Source organism: Stenotrophomonas sp. Sm2128, from assembly GCF_030985535.1.
In the GTDB taxonomy this organism is placed as follows: Bacteria; Pseudomonadota; Gammaproteobacteria; order Xanthomonadales; family Xanthomonadaceae; genus Stenotrophomonas; species Stenotrophomonas maltophilia.
The window spans coordinates 39,558-54,970 of sequence record NZ_JAPTFQ010000014.1; the positions used below are offsets into that span (position 1 = coordinate 39,558).

Genomic DNA, 15,413 nt, shown 5'->3' on the forward strand with positions numbered 1-15,413 from the left:
TCCATAGACCCCGGGGCGGGCGGGTTCACCGGCAGTCCAGCCGCCCTGTGCCCTCCCGACCAATGCGTGTTGTTGCACGATTATGCACGAACGTGCAGACTTGCGGCATGAGCGCCGACCCCAGCCCCCTACCCGCCCAGCGCACCCGGCAGATCCTCGAGGAGCTGCGCCAGCAGGGCCGCGTGGTCGCCGCCGAACTGGCGCGCCGTTATGCCGTCTCCGAAGATTCGATCCGCCGCGACCTGCGCGAGCTCGCCGCCCAGGGCCTGTGCCAGCGCGTCTACGGCGGCGCCGTACTGCCGCCGCCCAAGGAACGGCCGCTGCGCGAGCGCCTGACCCGCGACCGCGGCGACAAGGCCGAGCTGGCCGCCCGCGTCTGCGCGCTGCTGCAACCCGGCCAGGTGGTACTGCTCGATGCCGGTTCGACCAATCTGGCGATCGCCCAGCAGCTGCCGGCCGCTCTCGGGCTGACGGTGATCACCAATGCCCCGCAGATCGCCACCGCCGCCAGCATGCTCGAAGGCACTTCAGTGCAGCTGATCGGCGGGCGCCTGGCCAGCGGTGGCGGTGCGGTCGGTGCCGAGGCGTTGGCCCAGGTGCAGCGCCTGCGTGCCGACGTGTACCTGCCCGGCCCCTGCGCGGTGGACGGCGACACCGGTGTGTGGGCAATGGATTCGGAAGAAGCCACGCTGAAGCGCGCGATGGTGGCCTGCAGCAGCCGCGTCATCGTCGCCGCCACCACTGAAAAGCTCGGTGCCCGCGGCAACTGGCAGATCGCCAGCCTGGACGAGATCGACGACCTGGTGCTGACCACCACCGCACCGCCCGCCTTGGCGGCTCGCTTCCACGCCGCCGGTATCGCGGTGCACCCCACGCCTCCCTGACCGTACTGCTCATGTCCCTTGCCAACCGCGCGCGTGCCGAACAGCACGCGACCCGCGCTGCGTTCTTCATTCCCGGCTTCGCCACCGCGCTGTGGGCCACCCTGGTGCCATTCGCCAAAGCGCGCACCGGGATCAATGACGCCACGCTGGGGCTGGTGCTGCTCTGCCTCGGTGCCGGCTCGCTGCTGGCGATGCCCTTGTCCGGCGTGCTGGCCGCACGCCTCGGTTGCCGCCGGGTGATGGTGGCCAGCAGCCTGCTGATCTGCCTGACCGTGCCCGGCCTGGCCCTGGCGGGTTCGGCCTGGACGCTGGGCGTGGTGCTGTTCGTGTTCGGTGCGGCCGTGGGTGCGATGGACTGCACGATGAACGTGCAGGCCGTCATCGTCGAGCGCGAAGCACGGCGGGTGATGATGTCTGGCTTCCATGCTTTCTTCAGCATTGGCGGCTTCCTCGGCGCGGCCACCATGACCGTGCTGCTGTCCGCACAGTTGCCGCCCTTGGCATCGGTGCTGATCGGTGTCGGCACCATGCTGCTGGTGATGCTGTTGTCGGCGACGTACTGGCACAGCGAACGCATGCCACACGACACACCGATGCTGGCCCTACCGCATGGCATCGTGCTGTTCATCGGCGTGCTGGCGTTCGTCGCCTTCCTCGGCGAAGGTGCGATGCTCGACTGGAGCGCGGTGTTCCTCAGCGATATACGTCGCGTCGATGCCAGCCTGGCAGGCATCGGCTATGTGACCTTCACCCTGACCATGACGGTCGCGCGCCTGTTCGGCGATGCACTGGTGGCACGCGTGGGCCGCCAGCGCGCGATCGTGTTCGGCGCGCTGCTCGCCGCTGCCGGCGTGCTGGTGCTGACCCTGGTCACGCCGTGGCAGGCATCATTGGCGGGCTATGTGCTGGTCGGCCTCGGTTGCGCCAACATCGCGCCGGCGCTGTTTTCGCTGGCCGGCCATCAGAACCGCATGCCCGGTGCACTGGCGATCACGGCCGTCTCTACGCTGGGCTTTGCCGGCATCCTTGCCGGACCGGCGTTGATCGGCTTTGCCGCCAATCATTTCGGTCTGATTGCTGCGTTCATCGGTGTGGCCACGGCCTTGTTGCTGGTGGCCGTGTCCACACGTTGGCTGCGGGTTTAGTCCAAGGCATCAGCGCCGCCTGCGCCGCAGTTTCATCCGCAACCGGCGGTAGCCGATCACCGTGGCCGTTGCACACAACGCAGCGCCAGCCAGGCTCAGCAGCAGCAACACCGCCAGCCGGGCGATGTCCTGACGCAGCATCGCCGGCAGGCCCCAGCTGTGCAGGAAGTAGAACAGCCAGCGACCCACGCGCTCGCGACGCCCCATCGTCAGCAACGGGTCGCCAGTGGCCAGATCGAGGTAGACCCGCGTCGCCTCGGCATCGCCGAAATCAGCCACCGCCACCGGGAAGCGGCGTACCGCTGCGCCGTTCATGGCTTCCGGTGCACGCGGGTAGAAGTACGCATCCGCTGCGAGCTGGACCCAGTACCCCTGCACGGGCGCATCGGACAACGCCCGCACCTTCTGCTGCAGCCATGCGGCCGGCAGCAACCGCGCAACCTGCAGATGACCATCACTGCCGGACACAATGCGGGTCTCGCCCTGCCCGTCCAGCAACACCGCGAACAGCTCACCATCGATGCGTCGCCACTGGATCTCCACCGGCTTGAAGCGCGCGTCGTCGACGGCCGCCAGCAGCGCCGCCGGTTCACCCAACGCGCCATCCACCGCCACCGTACCGCCACGATAGCGTCCGCTGTCGATCGCTTCACGCGTGCTGCTGAAAACTCCCAACGGATTCATCGACATCAGCCCGCTGAAGATCCAGGTGAATATGAAGGCCGCAGCCACCAGCCCGATCAGATGGTGCCAGCGCATCCAGGGCTCGACGTACGGCGTCTTCGCGCCAGTGCGGTAGTGCCCGCGGAAGCGCCAGCGCCACACACCCACCACGATGCCGCTGATCGCTGCCACCGTGCACAGCGCGGACAGCACGATCACCACCCACGTCCACACCGGGTCCACCGACTGCATGCGCAGGAAGTACAACCAGTGCAGCCAGGCGCCCGCATAGTTCCAGCGCTGCTGCACATGCGGTGCGTCCTGCACCACTTCGCCGGTGTGTGAGGACACATACACATCCCCTGGCTGCGCACCGCCCACTTCAACCCGGTACAGCGGCCGATGCGCATCCAGCGCACGCGAATGCGTCCAGCGGTCTTCATCCACGCGTGTCGCGCCGACGAAGGCTTGGCCGCCCGCGAACTGTGCGGCGGATGCTTCGGCTCGCTGTGCCGACACCGGCAGCAGCGCCTGGCCGGTCACGGCAGACCAGGCGCCCACGTTGCTGCCATTGCGCACCACGTACGCTGGCTCGCCACGCAGCGTCGTCAGCGCCACAACCTCCGGCTCGGCCTGCACCACGGCAGGCAGTACCGACAGCCCCTGCAGATCGCGAGCATCCCCCAGCACCGGCAACGCCGCCAGCCGCTCACCGGGTGTCAGCTTCGGGTAACCAATGAACAGCATCACCATGCCGCTGACAAACCACAGCAACATCAGCAGGCATCCGCCGATGCCCAGCCAGCGGTGCACCAGATAGGTCCAGCGCTTGGCGGTGGATCGCAACGTCATCGCCAGCCTCCTCAGAAGCGATGATCGACGGTGAATTCGACGCGCCGGTCCGCACCCAGCAGCCACTGCGTGCTGGTGTAGTACGCGGTGGCGTAGTACGCCTTGTCGAACACGTTGAACAGCCGCGCCGACAGCCGCGTGCGCGGTGCCGCCTGCCAGGTCAGTGCCAGGTCGGTGGTGCTGTAGCCGGGCAGCTCCAAGGTGTTGGCGTTGTCGGCGTAGCGCTTGCCGACGTAACGCACGCCGCCCGCCGCACTCCAGTCCGGTGCGAACTGCCAGCTCAGCCACACATTGGCCAGGCGCTCGGCCACGTTCGGTGGCACATTGCCATCACGCGACACCAGCACCGCCGGCGAACCGGTGGTTTCCAGAAAGTCCTCGAACTCGGCCTTCAGCACCGTGGCGTTGGCATCGAGCGACCAGTGCGGCGCGAAGTTCCAGTTCAAGGAGGCTTCAACGCCACGCGAGGTCTGTGCGCCCACCTGCACGCGGCGATCCGGCACCAGCGGATCGCGGCTGAGCAGCCCGGTCTTGCGGATGCGGTACGCCGCCAGCGTCCACTCGCCGCCATCGAAGGCCTGCTTCAGGCCCACCTCGATCTGCCGGCCCTTGGCCAGGTCGAAGGCCCCGTTGGCCGGGCTGATCATCAACAGGCCACTCACTGGGTCCGCCGCCTGCGAGTACTGCGCATACAGGCTCAGCGTCGGCCGCAACGCGAACACCGTGCCTGCACGCCAGCCGGTGCTGCGGTAGGTCTTCGAGAACGCGTTCTGGCCGCTGATCAGATCGGTACGATCAATGCGCGCGCGGTCGTGGCGCAGCCCACCCAGCACCGACCAGCGCTCGCTCAGCGCCAAGCGGTCTTCCACGAACAGCGCGTACTGCTCGGCACGATTACGGTAGCGCGGCAGGTTCGGTGCGTCGCTGGTGAACTGGCCCGGCACCGGATCGAACGGATCGACCGGGCCCGAGCTGCCGGCATAGGTGTTGTTGGTGTGCTTGAAGTGCGCGCGGTTGGCATCGAGGCCCACGGCGAAGCTGTTGGCCATGCCCGCAATGTTCCCCTGTACCCTCAGCGTCGAGGTCAACCCGGTCTGGTCCTGGTCGTGGGTGATCTCGGTATTGCCTGAGCGATCGATCAAGCCGGTAGCGCGGTTGTAGACGTAGGCTTCGGCATTGCGCCAATCGCGCTGGCTGTCGATCTGGTAGAGGCGCGTGCGCCATTCGACGCTTGCGTTCGGCGTCCACAGCGCATCGAGCTGGGTCCAGCGGTCGCGGTAGCGGATGTCGCTGTCTTCCACGTTGTAGTTGCGGTGGCGCAGCGCCTCCAGCCGGCGGCCATCCACCAGTGGCGTGCCGAAGTAGCGCATCGGTTGCTGATAGCCTTCCGCATGGGTGAGCGACAGCTGCAGATCCGCACGCGGTTGCCACAGCAGTGCGCCGGAGAAGGTGGCATCACTACTGCGCCCGCGATCAACCCAGCCACCGCTGTAGTTGCCACTCACATCCAGCCGGTAGGCCAGCTCGGGCGTCAGCGCACCGCCGCTGCCGAAGCCCAGGCGCGCGGTGTCCTCGCTGCCCACGGTTACGCTGACCTCGTTCTCGATCGCCCCACGCGTCGGCTTCTTCGGCACGATGTTGATCACGCCGCCGATCGCACCGTCGCCATGGATCACCGAAGCCGGCCCGCGCAGCACTTCGATGCGCTCGATCGACCAGGTATCGAACGGGAAGGTGATGCCCACGCCCCCGTACTGGCGCAGCCCGTCGTACAGGCGCATCACCGAGGCACCATCGGTGAAGCCACGGCTGGACAGCGCACTCAGACCATTGCCTGGGTGTGGCATGGCGCTGATCGCGCCTGCCCGGCTGATCGCATCGTTGAGGTTGGTATCGCCACGCTGCTCCAGCTGTTCGCGCGAGATCACGGTCAGGCTTGCTGGCGTCTGCAGCACGCTCAGGCCCAGCGCAGACCCGGCGCTGGCGGTGGAAGACAGTTCACCGCTGCGGGTGTCGACCACACGCACGGTATCCAGCGTGGTCGTGGGTGCCGCATCGGCGGCAAGGGCGGGCACGGCGGGCAGCAGGGACATGCACAGCGCAGGCAGCGCCGCCCTGCGCAGGTGCGCGGAGTTGGGGTTGGTTTTCATCTGTTCACGGCATGCAGAGCCATCCCGCAGTGGCAGGGCAGCTCAGGGAGTTCGGGGAACGCGCACGCAGTCGTGCCAGGCCATGCCTGGCAGCTTGGGAAAATCAATCCAAAGGCGTGCGCGCAGGGCTCAAACGGCCATCAAGGCCGGCGGCCCACGCGCTCCCAATGTGCCGCTGATCCGTTGCGGCAACGCCCGCACCGCACCGCACAGCGCGCGGCATACCGGCGCCATCGGCGCCAGCAGCAGCAATGCGGCCACCAGCAGGGTGATCAGCCGCGCGGCGATCAGGCAGTAATCGCAATCCACGCCCATCTCATGGTCGGCATGTGGATCGGCAGCTGGCTTCGGCGTCGATTCGCCGTGCTGCATCGCCATCGCGTGATGATCGTGGTGCCCTTCCATCGCGTGCTGCGCATGCTCTGCGTGCATCGCCTGGTCCATCGCCGCCACCGGCGCAGCGGTAGCCACGTGACCGTGCGCCAGCCAACGGCTCACCAACGGGGCGAGCAGCACCAGCAGCATGGCAAGCCATGCCAGGGACTGGAACCGGCGGTGGAGGACAGAACGACGCACGCCGCCATTCTACGGGGCTGCCGCCAACCCTGGACCACGTTCAGGGTTTCCAGAAGGGTGGTGCGACGTTATGACGCAGCCACGGACGCAAGTGCTCTCCATGACACCAAGGGGGACGGAAGGCACCCATACGGCCCCTTCCGTCCCCGCATCACATCGCTAGAACCGCGCCGGTTGCTGCACCGCGCGCTCCAGGAACATGAAACCCGCCTGCAGGCTGTTGCGGGCGTTCTCCAACCAGCGCTCCGGATCGGCTACCGCAAATCGCTCCTGTGCATCCACATCACCCGAGTCGGCCAGATCAGCCAGCTGCAGATGGATGTGGTTCTCCACCAGGCTCACCAGCACGGCGAGCTCGGCCGATAAACCGGCGATGCGTTCGGTGAAGCCAGCGTCGTTGCTGTTCAGAGACATGTCCCCTGTTCCTATGCGTTGCGGTGTTGATGGATGGCTTCGAAACGCTCGGCACAGGCAGGCCCGCAGAACAGTCTTGCCGGATCGTTGTCGAAGTCCTCGCTGCAGTCCGGGTTGTGGCATTCCCCCATGGGAGTGAGAGGGGCAACGTTGCTGGCCCGCGTCGCGTGCTGGGCCAGGGCGCGTTGCAGGTGGCGCGCTTCCATTTCCTGCGCTTCGTCGATGGTGTCCGTCATGCGGGTTGTATTTTATCGAGGGGTGGTCGCACCGGTTGAGAACGCCGCAACGACGGTCAACGACGCGGATTCCGCGGCGGATCGGCGTTCGTGGTTGCAGTGGATTTCAGGCATGCAGGCTCCTTGTGCACGGGCGCCCGAAGGCGCGATGGAGAGAAACGATGGGCCGTCGTTGACGGCGATCGCATCATCCGAAAACCGGTTCTCGCCAACTGCGACGCACCGGCGCGACCACAGCAATCTGCGGATCGTCATCACAGATCCAACGAGTAACGGGCGGCCTGTTCGCGACCGGGGATGCAAGGTACTGGAAGGTGTTGCAAATGAACCCCCATTCCGACACCATGACCGTGTCACCACCTCCCATCACATCCTGACCACATTGCGTCGGTCGGCCGCTGCGTGGCCTGCGCACGCCAGGTACTGCACAGCACGTTGGCCGCCATCGGCCGCCGTGGACCGATCCACGTTCCCAGGGGCTCCGTCGAATGCACACACCGCATCCCACGCAGGACATCGTTCCCGCGTTCCTGCAGGCCATGCACGCGCACGGCATCGTGCCGGACGCGCGCGGCCGCGACGCGCTCAACGCCGATGGCACGCTGGTGCGCTTCCATGTGGAAGGCGACCGTCGTGGCACGCGCAATGGTTGGGCGGTGTTGTTTGGAGACCACGTGCCGGCCGGCGAGTTCGGCAGCTGGCGGACCGGCACCCGCCATGCCTGGTGCGCGAAATCGCCGACCGCGTTGAGCGCCGCCGAGCAGCGTGCCATCAGGCAACGCCAGGAGGCGGCCCGCAGCGAGCGCGAACGGCATCAGCGCGAACGCGATGACGCCGCCGCCAAGGCGGCCAACGTGCTGTGGAACCGAGCCATTCCTGCCGATGCCCACCACCCCTATCTCGTACGCAAGGGCATCCATGCACATGGCCTGCGTGTGGCGCCGTGGCCGGTGCGCAACAGCGATGGCCTTGTCTTCCGCCACATCGACAACGCCCTGCTGGTACCGGTAATGAACAGCGCGGGCCGTATCGTCTCGTTGCAGGCGATCTTTCCCCGCGTGGATCCAGCACTTGGCCGCGACAAGGACTTCCTTTCCGGTGGCCGCAAGCAGGGCTGCTTCCATGTCATCGGCAAGCCGGTTACCGGCCAGCCGATCGCCATTGCAGAGGGCTATGCCACCGCCGGATCCATCCACCAGGCCACGGGCTGGTGCGTGGTAGTGGCCTGGGATGCAGGCAACCTTGGCGCGGTCGCCCGAGCCTGGTGCGGCGCCATGCCGGACGCGTCATTCGTGCTGTGTGCCGACAACGATCAGTGGACGCGGCAGCCGCTGGACAACCCTGGCGTCACCCTGGCCACGCAGGCTGCCGCGGACATCGATGCCCGCGTGGTCTGGCCCGAGTTCGCCGCGCTGCATGGCGACGATGACCGCCCTACCGACTTCAACGACCTGCATCTGCGCGAGGGGCTGGACACCGTGCGTGCCCAGTTGTTGCCCCCCATGCCGCCGGCAGGGGGCGACGACGTGGCGCTGGACGATGCGCCGTCATCGGCCAGCGCGCGCTACCAGGTGCCGGGCAACCTGTCCGCATTCGATGCCTTCACCCCGTTTCCCGATACCAACGCGCGCGGGCGGCCGTTGCCAACCGCCCGCAACCTGGCCGAGCTGTGCCGTCGTACCGGTGTGACCGTGCGCTACAACGTCATCCGCAAGGATCTGGAGATTCTGGTCCCTGGGCTGCAGACGACCGTGGACAACGCCAAGGAGGTCGCGGCGGGCGAAGTGATGGATTGCATGCACCGCGCTGGCATGGCCACCGCCAGCTTCGAGACCAACCTGTGCCAGGTGGCCGAAGCCAATCCCTACAACCCGGTCGCCAGCTGGATCACCTCACGGCCGTGGGATGGCCAGTCCCGCCTGCAGGCGTTCTTCGATACCGTGCAGGAAGCCAAGCCCACGCACATGGCCGACGGCCGCGTGCTGAAGGAAGTCCTGATGCGGCGCTGGCTGATCTCCGGCGTGGCTGCGGCGTTTGAGCCCGATGGCGTGGTCGCGCGCGGCGTGCTGACGTTCGTTTCGAAACAGAACCTGGGCAAGACACGCTGGGCGCGGCAGCTGGCGCCGGTAGAGCTGCATCTGATCGCCGACGGGGTGGTTCTGGATCCGGCCAACAAGGACAGCGTCAAGCAGGTCATCTCCAGATGGATCGTCGAGCTGGGCGAAGTCGATGCCACCTTCCGCCGTACCGATATCGCGGCGCTGAAATCATTCATCTCGCGCAGCCATGACGAGATCCGTCGCCCCTACGCGCGCACCGAATCCCGCTATGCGCGGCGCACCATCCTGTTTGCCAGTGTCAACGACGAACGCTTCCTCCGCGATGCCACCGGCAACACCCGCTGGTGGACCGTGCACGCCGTGGCGCTGGGCGAACCGGCGCGGATCGACATGCAGCAGGTCTGGGCTGAGGCCCATGCGTTGTACTGCAGTGGCGAGACCTGGCACTTGAGTGCCGAGGAACTGGATGCGCTCAATGCCACCAACAGCGAACACGAGCCCATCTCGCCGATCGCCGAACTGATCGATCGTCATTTCGACTGGTCGCTCCCTGCCGAGCACTGGAGCGCGCACTACCGCGCCACCGAGATCGTCATCGCGGTGGGCATCGACAGGCCCAACCGTCGCGAGGTGAACGAGGCCGCCGCCTACGTGGTGAAGCGGCATGGTGTGCGCACCCGCGTGGTGGGCAAGGAGCGCGCCAAGGTCTGGCTGATGCCACAGCGCAAACGCAGTCTGGCCGAGCACGCGGCAGGGCCGTTCTAGATGCCGCGCCTCCATGATGGTCGCGACGTTGACAGCAGCAACGGCGACTGGCGCCTGCACTGCGAAGCACGTCGCCTGCTGCAACTGGACCGCTACCGGCGCGTGGGCACCGACGGGCGCTGGACGGTGGTCAGTCCGCGCCGGCACCGCCAACAGTATCTCGAGGGTGTCCTGGCCGCACGCGGCCCGGTTGAGCGTGAGCGCCTGGCAGCAGCGGCATTGCGGCTGTGGATCGCCAGCCCGCCCGCCCAACCGCACCATGATGGCAGTAGATGAAAGGTGTTGACTAGGGGCATCTACAGGGGCAAGATGCCGGTATCGGCCCGCCACCTTCCAGGAGCGCTTCCGCCATGTCCCGTCCCCGACTGCATGCCTTCGAAGGTGAGCAGCTGACCGTGCAGCAGATCCACCAGCGGGTACCGGTGCTGTCCGAGCGGACCATCCGCGACCACCTTGCTGCCGGCCGGCGTACCCGCACCGCCATGTTGTGCTTTGACCCGATCGCCGCAGCGGCCCGGGGAGGGCGCATCACCCAGCGCATCCTCCGCGCCCGCAGCGTCGTCGGTCGCGATTCCTGATCCTCCGGCACCTGCCGCATTTCTCCAGGAGTAGATTCCGCATGATTCCCGCCTCCCTCGACAGCGGTCATCGCCTGATTGCCGACACACTGGCTGCGTTCCGTGCCGGCCCTGCACTGGGCAGCATCGCCCTGCGGCCGGCGCCACGCTCTCGTGTGCCGCTCTACATCGGCATCGCCGGCAGCAAGCGCTCGGGCAAGGACACACTCGCCAATGGACTGGCGTCGGCGTTGTCACTGCCATGCGACAGCTTCGCGGCCCCACTGCGGCAATTGGTCGCCTCCCTCCTCGGGCTCTCCCTGCACGAACTGGACAGCCGCAAGGAGGACGCCATCGACTGGCTGGCCGAACTCACCCCGCGCCACCTGATGCAGACCGCCGGTACCGAGTGGGGGCGTGACCGCGTCCATCCCGAGCTGTGGGTACGCTCGCTGTTCGCACGCCTGCCCGAGGGCGGGCTGGTACCCGACGTCCGCTTCGCCAATGAGGCCCGCGCGATCCGGCGCCGTGGTGGTGTCGTGATCCGCGTCAATCGCCCAGGCCATCGCAGCAGCGACCCTCATGCCAGCGAGCAGCCGCTGCCGCATGAGCTGGTCGACATCGAAGTCGACAACGACAGCACCCCGGCCGATCTGGTCCGCAGATCGCTGGACCAGCTGCGTTCGCGCGGTGTGATCTGATCCGGAATGCCGGCCCGCCATCCGGTCCATCCCCCGAACCCAGCGCAGGCCCCGACCCATCATCGGCGAAAATGATGTAAGGTCATCCCCCATCACCGACGACACCTGTCGTCACCCTGCATCCCCAACCCATTTCGCAAAGAGGAAACGCCATGGAGGTCGAACAGTTCACGTCGACGCGCCTGAAGGCCATCGAGTTGTTCAAGTCCCAGCCCAAGGGCAGCAAGGACATCGTGAGCCTGGATGCGATCTTCATCTCGCTGTGCACGCTGGCCACTGCCCGGGCAGGCGCAGGCAGCGCCCAGCAGACGCGTACCGTGGCCCGCCCGGGCAGCCAGCAGCCGCCCGCGCCTTGGTTCGTCGAAACCCTTGCGGCCCTGAAGGGCAAGGGCGAGTCGATCACCGTGGCGCGCTTCCTGATGTTCGCCAACCGCTTCCCGGTCAAGCGCATGGACCAGGTCAACGCGGCACGCTGGCTGCGCGACGCCGGGTACATCCCCCGCAAGACCGGCGGCAACCTGGTGTTCGATCTTTGATCCAGCGCCCCCTGCAGTCCTGAAGCCCCGGCATCGTCCGGGGCTTTTTCGTTTCCGGCCAGTACACGGCGCATGAGGCTGTGTGGCAGGTGGCCGTCCTCACCCTGTACCTGCCCCATCCCCTTGATCTGCCTCTGTTCCTGCCAGGTGAGGACAACGAGTACGGATGTACAGGAAAACACCAGCGGCCAGAGCAAGCGGATTCGGCTCACTGCAAGCAGGCGTGTCGTGCTCCTCCCCCCTCCTCACGCACGACTGAACGTCTTCAGCGCACCGATATAAAAGTAGATGAAAGGTGTTGACTGGTCATGCGGGATGGCAACAGTGGAGATCAATGCCACTGAAGACATCCTCCATGAACGCCCTGCCCGACAGCATCCAGACCCTGGCCGAGGTCATCGGCGAATCCGCAGCCCTCACGCTGGTGCGTGCCTGGCCGCCGACCACCTCCAGCACCACCGGCCGTCACCGCGTCATCGTCTACGTACCCTCCACCCTGCCCGACCAGCACCGGCTGATCGACATCCTTGGCCACGACGTCGCCCAGCGGCTGGTCGCGCACTTCGGCGGCGAACTGTTGTTCCTGGCATCCTGCTTCGCTGCCGGCGCGCACGAACGCCGTGAACAGATTGCCCGCGCGGTCGCCAGCGGCATGCCACGCGACCATGTTGCGCGTGAGTTCGGCGTCTCACAGACCACCATCAAGCGCGCCCTGCGCGGTGCGCGCACCGCGTTGCCACCGGCTGTCCACCCGGCCCTGCTCAAGGGATACGCACGCGCATGAACGAGAGCGACCTGCTGGCCGGCGTGCCGGATTGGGCCAAGTACCTGGGCGGGACCTCGGGCGTGCTGATCGCGGTGTCGCTGTGGCTGCGCCAGTGGTTGTCGTCGGCCAAGGTCGACCGCACCGCCGATGAAGCCACCAGCAACACCCTGCGCACCCTGCAGGAACAGCTCGCGGCCGAACGTACACGCGCCGATGGGCTGATGCACGAGCGCGAGGCAATGGCCCAGGAGATCGGGCAGCTGCGCGGTGAAGTCAGCGCCCTGCGTGCACAGATCGCCCAGCAGAGCGTACAGATAGACGCTCTGTTGAACCTGGTTCGCAAGCAGCCGGGGGCCGCCGCATGACAGCCGCTGCAGCCAGCGCCCTCGGTGGCACCAACGTTGCTGCGTTCCTGGACATGCTGGCGGTGTCCGAAGGCACCGACATACCCAGCCAGCGCTCGCGTGACCGCGGCTACGACGTCATCGTCGGTGGCCAGCTGTTCACCGACTACCGCGACCATCCCCGCGTGCTGGTGTCGTTGCCACGCTATGGCATCAAATCCAGCGCCGCCGGCCGCTACCAGTTCCTGCGCAGCACCTGGGATGACCTGCGCGCGCGACTGGGCCTGCCTGACTTCGGCCCGGTTTCGCAGGACCGCGCGGCCGTGGCGCTGCTCAAGCAATGCGGTGCCTACGAGTTGATCCGGCTGGGCCGCTTCGATGCCGCCGTCACTGCGGCCCGGCGCATCTGGGCATCGCTGCCGGGCGCCGGCTACGGCCAGAAGGAGCACGCACTGGAAACACTGCGCGCGGCGTACCGTGCCGCCGGCGGAGCCCTGCAGTGACGCCTGCGGCACTGAGGTTGGGCATCGGGCTGCTGGTCCTTGCCGGCAGCCACGCGAGCTGCGCCTGGCTGGGATGGACCCTGCGCGACCGCACTGCGGACCTTGCCGTTGCCACCACCCGGGCAGCGCAGCAGGAGGCCCGCACCGATGCAGTCCAGCGCACGCACCAGCAGGCCCTCGCCAACAGCGCCGCAGGCGCGCAGGCCGAATCACAGCGCCTGGCCCACCAGGCCCGGCACACCGAACAGTTCAACACCCTGCAACGGGACATCAAGACCCATGCCAAGACTCCTGGTCGTGATCGCGGCGACGCTGACGCTGAGTTCGTGCGCATCTGGCGCGAGGCCAACGCCGGCCACGCCCTGCCGCGCTGACCTCAGCATCGCACCTGCCCAGCTGCTTCCCCCACCCCGCCTGCCGGATCTGCACGCAGCCAGCGATGACGCGCTGCTGCGCAATCACGTTGCGGTCGCACAGCAGTACCACGCGCTTGCCGACCAGCTGAGTGCGCTGCTGTGCAGCCTCGGCAGCCAGCGCGGCATCACCATCAATGGCGCCGCGCCGGCAGCACCCGCCGACTGCGGCAGCAGTGCCACTCCCACGCACTGAGCCTGCCGGATACGGTCACGCCTGCAATGCCACCCCACCGCGGTGATGGCAACACTGGCTGCAGACCGCGCGCGCCGCACGGGCCACGCCCTTCTTCCCTTCCCTGCATGAGCTGACATGGCGAACGATTCCTTCCCTCCCACGCTCGATCCGCTGATTGCTGCGATCGAAGCCGCAATCCGCGCACGCTTTCCGGGGTTTGCAAGCGTCGAATTCCATCGCGACGCCAACGCTGAGGGGATGCCCCTGCCGGCCTGCCTGCTGGCGATGACCCGCTGTGACCGCAGCAGGGACAACAATGATGGCAGTGGCCTGCTGCAGGCCACGCTTCGCTTCGAAGCGCGCATTGCGCTGCCGGCGACCGATGCAACCACAGCGCTGCAGCTGCGCAACGCGGCCCTCGCCCTGGCGACCTGGCTGCACCAGCTCGGCCGCTTCCCCGGCGTTGCCAGCGGTGCGATCGATGTGATTGCAGCATTGCCGGAAGACCCCGCGGCGGCACAGCCGGGCCTGCGCACCTGGATCGTCGAGTGGTCACTGCCGGTCGCGCTGGGCGACAACCCCTGGGACGACGCTGGCGGCGTGGTGCCGCAGGCGTGCTACAGCTTCGCGCCGGAGATCGGCCGCGTCCATGAGTCCCGCTACCAGCCATTGCCGGAGCGCGCACCATGAGCGCCGAACACGCGCGGTTGATCGGCAACCTGCTGATGATCGGTGTGGTACGCGAACTGGACGAGGCGAACGGGCGCGTTCGCGTCGATGCCGACGGGATGCTTACCGACTGGATTCCCTGGCTGGAGCGCCGCGCCGGACCGGGCATGCGCAGCTGGTGCGCTCCCGAACCGGGCGAGCAGGTCGTGCTGGCGTGCCCCTATGGCGACCCCGGCCAGGCGCTGGTACTCGGCAGCCTGTACCAGGACCGCTTTCCGCCGCCGGCCGACTCGCGCCTGCGGCAGCGCACCGAGTTCGCCGACGGCAGCAGCGTCGAGTACGACCAGGAAACCACCACGCTCAACGTCCATGTCGGCAGCGGCAAGGTCATCGTCACCTGCGCGAATGCACAGGTGATCGCCAGCGAATCGATCGTGCTCGATACACCCTCGATCAAGGCGACCGGCGATCTGGATGTCAGCGGCGCGATCAGCGCCGGCAAGGACATCAGCACACCGGGCGAAGTCAAGGCCGGCGCCATCGGCCTGAAGGCACACACGCACACCGCACAGGGCCCAACCGCCCCGACCACGCCGGCCCAGGCCTGAGCGGCCACGCCTGCAATGCCCTGAAAAACCGCACTCCACGACGATAGAGGCCATGCGAGGAATCGACGCCAACACCGGCAAATCACTGGATGGGCTCGCCCATCTCCACCAGTCCGTGCGTGACATTCTCACCACGCCCCTTGGCTCCCGCGTACTGCGCCGCGAATACGGTTCACGCGTATTCGAACTGATCGATGCGCCGACCAACCGCTCGCTGCGCATGGACCTGATCGCGGCCACCGTCGACGCGCTGGCGCGATGGGAACCGCGTCTCCACGTCGAGAACGTCGACGTCTCCCTCCCCGCCCCCGGCGTGATGATCCTGGCAGTGACCGGGATCCACCTGCCGGACGGCGAGGCCATCACCATCGAAGGAATCGAGGTTCGCTAACC

Annotated in this window: 19 protein-coding genes; 14 read left to right on the forward strand and 5 right to left on the reverse strand. The window is 67.2% G+C overall.

The window, feature by feature from the left end:
• The first annotated feature begins 107 nt into the window (after positions 1 to 107).
• Complete coding sequence (locus O0K41_RS06280) at positions 108 to 884, forward strand: DeoR/GlpR family DNA-binding transcription regulator (protein WP_012479318.1); 777 nt, start codon at positions 108 to 110, stop codon at positions 882 to 884.
• A gap of 11 nt (positions 885 to 895) precedes the next feature.
• A complete protein-coding gene (locus O0K41_RS06285) occupies positions 896 to 2,029 on the forward strand; it encodes an MFS transporter (protein ID WP_049451077.1) in 1,134 nt (377 codons plus the stop codon).
• 9 nt (positions 2,030 to 2,038) lie between these two features.
• Here O0K41_RS06285 and O0K41_RS06290 read toward each other — a convergent pair whose 3' ends face one another.
• From O0K41_RS06290 to O0K41_RS06310, 5 genes are all read right to left on the reverse strand, one after another.
• Positions 2,039 to 3,544 carry a PepSY-associated TM helix domain-containing protein gene (locus tag O0K41_RS06290; RefSeq protein WP_308304457.1) on the reverse strand — a complete coding sequence of 502 codons (1,506 nt, stop codon included), beginning with the start codon at positions 3,542 to 3,544 and terminating at the stop codon, positions 2,039 to 2,041.
• Positions 3,545 to 3,555: 11 nt separating this feature from the next.
• Positions 3,556 to 5,694, reverse strand: a complete 2,139-nt coding sequence (locus O0K41_RS06295) for a TonB-dependent receptor (RefSeq protein ID WP_164221319.1) — start codon at positions 5,692 to 5,694, stop codon at positions 3,556 to 3,558.
• A 129-nt stretch (positions 5,695 to 5,823) separates the two neighbouring features.
• Entirely contained in the window at positions 5,824 to 6,219 is a 396-nt protein-coding gene (locus O0K41_RS06300; protein ID WP_049451080.1) for a DUF2946 family protein, read from the reverse strand.
• 210 nt (positions 6,220 to 6,429) lie between these two features.
• On the reverse strand, positions 6,430 to 6,684 hold the full coding sequence (locus O0K41_RS06305; RefSeq protein ID WP_012479313.1) for a hypothetical protein: 255 nt from the start codon (positions 6,682 to 6,684) through the stop codon (positions 6,430 to 6,432).
• An 11-nt stretch (positions 6,685 to 6,695) separates the two neighbouring features.
• Positions 6,696 to 6,920, reverse strand: a complete 225-nt coding sequence (locus tag O0K41_RS06310; protein ID WP_005408344.1) for a hypothetical protein — start codon at positions 6,918 to 6,920, stop codon at positions 6,696 to 6,698.
• A 488-nt stretch (positions 6,921 to 7,408) separates the two neighbouring features.
• Between O0K41_RS06310 and O0K41_RS06315 the strand changes: the two genes are divergently transcribed.
• The 12 genes from O0K41_RS06315 (at position 7,409) to O0K41_RS06370 (ending at position 15,411) form a co-directional block, all read left to right on the forward strand.
• Entirely contained in the window at positions 7,409 to 9,745 is a 2,337-nt protein-coding gene (locus O0K41_RS06315) for a VapE domain-containing protein (protein ID WP_164221321.1), read from the forward strand.
• Positions 9,746 to 10,021: a hypothetical protein gene (locus O0K41_RS06320; protein WP_049451082.1), complete on the forward strand. Its 276-nt coding sequence runs from the start codon at positions 9,746 to 9,748 to the stop codon at positions 10,019 to 10,021. It begins immediately after the preceding gene.
• A 74-nt stretch (positions 10,022 to 10,095) separates the two neighbouring features.
• Positions 10,096 to 10,323, forward strand: a complete 228-nt coding sequence (locus O0K41_RS06325; RefSeq protein ID WP_024956102.1) for a hypothetical protein — start codon at positions 10,096 to 10,098, stop codon at positions 10,321 to 10,323.
• A gap of 41 nt (positions 10,324 to 10,364) precedes the next feature.
• Positions 10,365 to 11,003, forward strand: coding sequence for a hypothetical protein (locus tag O0K41_RS06330; protein WP_049451083.1), 639 nt, complete (start codon positions 10,365 to 10,367; stop codon positions 11,001 to 11,003).
• Between the two features lie 152 nt (positions 11,004 to 11,155).
• Positions 11,156 to 11,539, forward strand: a complete 384-nt coding sequence (locus O0K41_RS06335) for a hypothetical protein (protein WP_033835195.1) — start codon at positions 11,156 to 11,158, stop codon at positions 11,537 to 11,539.
• A 355-nt stretch (positions 11,540 to 11,894) separates the two neighbouring features.
• Positions 11,895 to 12,323, forward strand: a complete 429-nt coding sequence (locus O0K41_RS06340) for a helix-turn-helix domain-containing protein (protein ID WP_223846372.1) — start codon at positions 11,895 to 11,897, stop codon at positions 12,321 to 12,323.
• Positions 12,320 to 12,670, forward strand: coding sequence for a hypothetical protein (locus tag O0K41_RS06345; RefSeq protein WP_005408337.1), 351 nt, complete (start codon positions 12,320 to 12,322; stop codon positions 12,668 to 12,670). The genes O0K41_RS06340 and O0K41_RS06345 overlap by 4 nt, the downstream gene beginning before the upstream one ends.
• Positions 12,667 to 13,152 carry a glycoside hydrolase family 104 protein gene (locus O0K41_RS06350; protein WP_049459412.1) on the forward strand — a complete coding sequence of 162 codons (486 nt, stop codon included), beginning with the start codon at positions 12,667 to 12,669 and terminating at the stop codon, positions 13,150 to 13,152. The genes O0K41_RS06345 and O0K41_RS06350 overlap by 4 nt, the downstream gene beginning before the upstream one ends.
• Positions 13,149 to 13,526: a hypothetical protein gene (locus tag O0K41_RS06355; protein WP_049451086.1), complete on the forward strand. Its 378-nt coding sequence runs from the start codon at positions 13,149 to 13,151 to the stop codon at positions 13,524 to 13,526. The genes O0K41_RS06350 and O0K41_RS06355 overlap by 4 nt, the downstream gene beginning before the upstream one ends.
• Before the next feature lie 352 nt (positions 13,527 to 13,878).
• Positions 13,879 to 14,433 (forward strand): hypothetical protein, encoded by a 555-nt coding sequence (locus O0K41_RS06360; RefSeq protein ID WP_024956107.1) that lies wholly within the window; start codon positions 13,879 to 13,881, stop codon positions 14,431 to 14,433.
• Positions 14,430 to 15,020, forward strand: a complete 591-nt coding sequence (locus O0K41_RS06365) for a phage baseplate assembly protein V (protein ID WP_012479303.1) — start codon at positions 14,430 to 14,432, stop codon at positions 15,018 to 15,020. Before O0K41_RS06360 ends, O0K41_RS06365 begins: the two co-directional genes overlap by 4 nt.
• 52 nt (positions 15,021 to 15,072) lie before the next feature.
• Complete coding sequence (locus O0K41_RS06370; RefSeq protein ID WP_005408332.1) at positions 15,073 to 15,411, forward strand: GPW/gp25 family protein; 339 nt, start codon at positions 15,073 to 15,075, stop codon at positions 15,409 to 15,411.
• The last annotated feature ends 2 nt before the right edge of the window (positions 15,412 to 15,413 follow it).

Coding starts and splice junctions, on each gene's coding strand:
- O0K41_RS06365 (WP_012479303.1), top strand. CDS start 14,430: ATGAGCGCCGAACACGCGCGGTTGATCGGCAACCTGCTGATGATCGGT.
- O0K41_RS06320 (WP_049451082.1), top strand. CDS start 9,746: ATGCCGCGCCTCCATGATGGTCGCGACGTTGACAGCAGCAACGGCGAC.
- O0K41_RS06285 (WP_049451077.1), top strand. CDS start 896: ATGTCCCTTGCCAACCGCGCGCGTGCCGAACAGCACGCGACCCGCGCT.
- O0K41_RS06295 (WP_164221319.1), bottom strand. CDS start 5,694: ATGAAAACCAACCCCAACTCCGCGCACCTGCGCAGGGCGGCGCTGCCT.
- O0K41_RS06350 (WP_049459412.1), top strand. CDS start 12,667: ATGACAGCCGCTGCAGCCAGCGCCCTCGGTGGCACCAACGTTGCTGCG.
- O0K41_RS06370 (WP_005408332.1), top strand. CDS start 15,073: ATGCGAGGAATCGACGCCAACACCGGCAAATCACTGGATGGGCTCGCC.
- O0K41_RS06315 (WP_164221321.1), top strand. CDS start 7,409: ATGCACACACCGCATCCCACGCAGGACATCGTTCCCGCGTTCCTGCAG.
- O0K41_RS06335 (WP_033835195.1), top strand. CDS start 11,156: ATGGAGGTCGAACAGTTCACGTCGACGCGCCTGAAGGCCATCGAGTTG.
- O0K41_RS06330 (WP_049451083.1), top strand. CDS start 10,365: ATGATTCCCGCCTCCCTCGACAGCGGTCATCGCCTGATTGCCGACACA.
- O0K41_RS06360 (WP_024956107.1), top strand. CDS start 13,879: ATGGCGAACGATTCCTTCCCTCCCACGCTCGATCCGCTGATTGCTGCG.
- O0K41_RS06280 (WP_012479318.1), top strand. CDS start 108: ATGAGCGCCGACCCCAGCCCCCTACCCGCCCAGCGCACCCGGCAGATC.
- O0K41_RS06290 (WP_308304457.1), bottom strand. CDS start 3,544: ATGACGTTGCGATCCACCGCCAAGCGCTGGACCTATCTGGTGCACCGC.
- O0K41_RS06305 (WP_012479313.1), bottom strand. CDS start 6,684: ATGTCTCTGAACAGCAACGACGCTGGCTTCACCGAACGCATCGCCGGT.
- O0K41_RS06310 (WP_005408344.1), bottom strand. CDS start 6,920: ATGACGGACACCATCGACGAAGCGCAGGAAATGGAAGCGCGCCACCTG.
- O0K41_RS06300 (WP_049451080.1), bottom strand. CDS start 6,219: ATGCTGCTGGTGCTGCTCGCCCCGTTGGTGAGCCGTTGGCTGGCGCAC.
- O0K41_RS06325 (WP_024956102.1), top strand. CDS start 10,096: ATGTCCCGTCCCCGACTGCATGCCTTCGAAGGTGAGCAGCTGACCGTG.
- O0K41_RS06340 (WP_223846372.1), top strand. CDS start 11,895: ATGAACGCCCTGCCCGACAGCATCCAGACCCTGGCCGAGGTCATCGGC.
- O0K41_RS06345 (WP_005408337.1), top strand. CDS start 12,320: ATGAACGAGAGCGACCTGCTGGCCGGCGTGCCGGATTGGGCCAAGTAC.